The organism is Pseudomonas protegens, from assembly GCF_003732485.1.
Classification (GTDB): Bacteria; Pseudomonadota; Gammaproteobacteria; order Pseudomonadales; family Pseudomonadaceae; genus Aquipseudomonas; species Aquipseudomonas protegens_B.
This window is the reverse complement of the sequence record NZ_MOAK01000030.1, coordinates 32,979-35,385: the sequence shown is the minus strand read 5'-3', so window position 1 is coordinate 35,385 and position 2,407 is coordinate 32,979. Positions and strand designations below refer to the sequence as shown.

The 2,407-nt window shown below is 62.2% G+C and carries 3 protein-coding genes; 2 read left to right on the top strand and 1 reads right to left on the bottom strand.

Features of this window, described 5'->3' with window-relative positions:
• Positions 1 to 1,026, bottom strand: a 1,026-nt coding sequence (locus BLX41_RS34410; RefSeq protein ID WP_259744399.1) for a RecQ family ATP-dependent DNA helicase, incomplete at its 3' end; no start/stop codon positions are given.
• Positions 1,027 to 1,301: 275 nt separating this feature from the next.
• Between BLX41_RS34410 and BLX41_RS04305 the strand changes: the two genes are divergently transcribed.
• Both BLX41_RS04305 and BLX41_RS04300 read left to right on the top strand, forming a co-directional pair.
• Complete coding sequence (locus BLX41_RS04305; protein ID WP_041116614.1) at positions 1,302 to 1,889, top strand: UPF0149 family protein; 588 nt, start codon at positions 1,302 to 1,304, stop codon at positions 1,887 to 1,889.
• A 10-nt stretch (positions 1,890 to 1,899) separates the two neighbouring features.
• Positions 1,900 to 2,295, top strand: coding sequence for a YbaN family protein (locus BLX41_RS04300; protein ID WP_123723905.1), 396 nt, complete (start codon positions 1,900 to 1,902; stop codon positions 2,293 to 2,295).
• Positions 2,296 to 2,407: the final 112 nt, after the last annotated feature.

Here is a 2,407-nt window from a genome sequence, read left to right as displayed (position 1 = left end):
CTGCTTGAGCATCAGCACGTCTTGCAGTCCATAGGCCATCCAGGCGTCCGCCGGCAGGCCGTCACGGCCGGCACGACCGGTTTCCTGGTAGTACGCCTCCAGTGACTTGGGCAGGTCCATGTGGGCCACAAACCGCACGTTGGGTTTGTCGATGCCCATGCCGAAGGCAATGGTCGCCACCATGATCAGGCCTTCCTCATTAAGGAAGCGTTTCTGGTGATAGGCGCGTAATTCGTTGGGCAGGCCGGCGTGATACGGCAACGCGGTGAAGCCCTGCTCACAGAGGAAGGCCGCCACTTCGTCGACCTTCTTGCGTGACAGGCAGTAGACGATCCCGGCATCGCTGCGCCGCTCGTTGAGGAACGCCTGCAACTGCTTGCGCGGCTGCTCCTTGGGCACGATGCGATAGAAGATGTTCGGTCGGTCGAAGCTGGAAAGAAAACGCTCGGCGTCCTGCAAGTGCAGGCGATTGACGATCTCTTCCCGGGTACGCTTGTCGGCCGTGGCGGTCAGGGCAATGCGCGGCACGTTCGGGAACATTTCCGCCAACTGCCCCAGCTGCAGGTATTCGGGACGGAAGTCGTGCCCCCACTGGGACACGCAGTGAGCTTCATCGATGGCGAACAGCGCAATATCGAGGTTCTGCAGGAACGCCAGCATACGTGGCTGAACCAGGCGCTCCGGGGCCAGGTAGAGCATTTTCACCTCGCCGCGACGAATGCGCGCCGCCAGGTCACGCTGCTGCTCGGCGCTCAGGGTCGAGTTCAAGGCGGCGGCCGCAACACCGAGTTCCTCAAGGGTGGCCACCTGATCGTCCATCAGCGCGATCAGCGGCGATACCACCACCGCCAGGCCTTCGCGCAGCAGGGCCGGAACCTGGAAACACAGCGACTTGCCACCGCCGGTGGGCATCAGTACCAAGGCATCGCCGCCGCTGGCCACACGCTCAATGATCGCACCTTGGCGACCACGGAAACTGTCGTAGCCGAAGATGTCCTTGAGGACGCGTTGAGCCTGTTCGAGCATGAAAAACTCCAAAAATCGCCGATTTCCCTGGGTGCAGACTGGCCGAAAAGCCGGCGCGGTTCACCGACAAATGCGTTAGCGGACTTGTCCGCTCTTGCCGTCGGGCCTGCAGGGCATCACAAAACGCGCGAGTATACCCGAGCCCTTCCCGGCAGAGGGCGCCGACAATGGACCGCTGGTAACCTTTAGAACCGCTCAAATCTGCCCCGTGGCTGGCTTGAGCGCTCAAGAAAGCCTAGAATTCAGCATCGTTTATTCCCCAAGGTAGCCCGTCAATGTCCTTCGCTGAGCAACTAACCCGCCTGCAAGTCTTCCTCGACGCAGATGATCTGCACGACGAGGCGCTGGACTACGTGGCCGCTCACGGCTACCTGACCGCGCTGTCGATCTGCTCGGAAAGCGTTCCCGACCGTGAATGGATCGACGCCCTGTTCGCCGAAGAGCCGCATTACCGCGACGACGCCGAGCGCGAAGCCATCGAATCCACCCTGCTGGCCCTCAAGGCGCACATCGCGCGCCAACTGGCCTCCGACGAAGAGTTCGAACTGCCTTGCGAACTCGACCTGGGCGACGACCCGGACGACTCCGACCTGCGCGGCTGGTGCATCGGTTTCATGGAAGGCGTGTTCCTGCGGGAAGCGGCCTGGTTCGAAACCGCAGAGGAAGAAGTCAGCGAGATGCTGCTGCCGATCATGGTGGGTTCCGGCCTGTTCGACGAGCAGCCGGAATTCTCCGACATCGCCAGCGATGCCAACCTGATGGACGACATGATCGTGCAGATCCCCGAAGCCCTGACCGCGTTGTACCTGCTGTGCAACGCCCCCGACGAAAAGCCGGCGCTGCTCAAGCCTCGCCACCACTGAGTCGGCGCCTATGGCCAAGCCCATAGGCCAACGCCCCCTGGTGTTGCGTTACGTTCTGCTGGCCATCGGCTGGCTGAGCGTAGCGCTGGGGGTACTCGGCATCTTCCTTCCGGTACTGCCCACCACCCCTTTCCTGCTGCTGGCGGCCGCCTGTTTCGCTCGTAGTTCTCCGCGCTTCTACCAATGGCTGGTGCAACACCCGCGCCTGGGTCCATGGATCCGCGACTACCTGGATGGCAACGGCATTCCGCTCAAGGGCAAGGTGTATGCGATCGGCCTGATGTGGCTGAGCATTGGACTCTCGTGCTACCTGGTGCCACTGCCCTGGGCTCGAGGCTTCATGCTGACCAGCGCCGTGCTGGTCAGCATTTACATCCTGCGCCAGAAAACCTTGCAGCGCCCCTGAGCCGCCCCTGCAGCCGCTGCCTGGGCAGCGGCCTCAAGGACCCTGACGACCATCAGACGGTATCCACCTTCAGCGAATGATCGTTGAGCATGCCGTTGATGATGGTGGCCGT